At 64.5% G+C, this 801-nt stretch carries 1 protein-coding gene; it reads left to right on the top strand.

Going from position 1 to position 801, the window contains the following annotated elements:
- The coding region (locus MJ785_RS20080; RefSeq protein ID WP_239382275.1) for a hypothetical protein at positions 1 to 524 on the top strand (524 nt) is incomplete at its 5' end.
- Positions 525 to 801 lie beyond the last annotated feature (277 nt).

The raw sequence follows: 801 nt of genomic DNA, 5'->3' as shown, positions 1-801 counted from the left end.
CAGGCGATCTGGAGTTTCTCCACGATGCTCAGCAGAGCGCGCGCTTTCTCGGTTTCTGCCGACGGCTCGATGCCACCTACCATGCCACCGGTATGTCGTCTTCAGCCAGTACATGGCCGGATGAGCGCGTCGGGCTGGTGTATGACTCCGTTCAAGTATTCCTTGACTCCGTGAACAAGCTTGACCCGGCCGAGGGCATCAGTTGGATGAAGATCGTTGGGTATATTCGCGGTGGTGTCTTTGATGGAGTCACCGGCCGGGTGGACTTCCGGACGTCCCGGGTCGCGACCGACAAGGCGCTGACGGTCCTACGGGTGGATCTGTCCAGCGCCACGCTCCCCACCCCGTCGGGGTCGGTCCCGGCCTCTCCGGACACGTTGGAAGCCGCCGATGACCAGACCTGCAAATTCGTCCTCCGGGGCCCTGATGAGGGACCCGATCCACAGCCAATGGACTGCTGGAACCACCCGTTGGGCCCCATACGCGCCCCCTCGCCCGCCAGCCCTGGGGAAAGCAGCCATTAGCGACCGGCAACAGAGGACGCGGCATCGCCGGGGTTATCTCGGGATTGGGGCATGCACCTCGCCGCATCGCTTCCCAACCATCGCCGCGCGATGCACGGGTACCCCGGCTCGTCGGTCGTCACCCACCACCTCCGGTGACTCCGTGCGTCGCCTCGCGACGCACGCACCCAACCCCGCTCCTTGATCCACGCCCCTGTTGCCGTGCGCTTTTCATGGCCGTCAAGGCCAACCGCGTTTTCGTGATTCTGTTTGAGCTGGCGGGCAGCGTTGCCTGGCT

The organism is Protofrankia sp. CiT1, assembly GCF_917627335.1.
In the GTDB taxonomy this organism is placed as follows: Bacteria; Actinomycetota; Actinomycetes; order Frankiales; family Frankiaceae; genus Protofrankia.
This window is presented reverse-complemented; position numbering and strand designations above follow the sequence as displayed.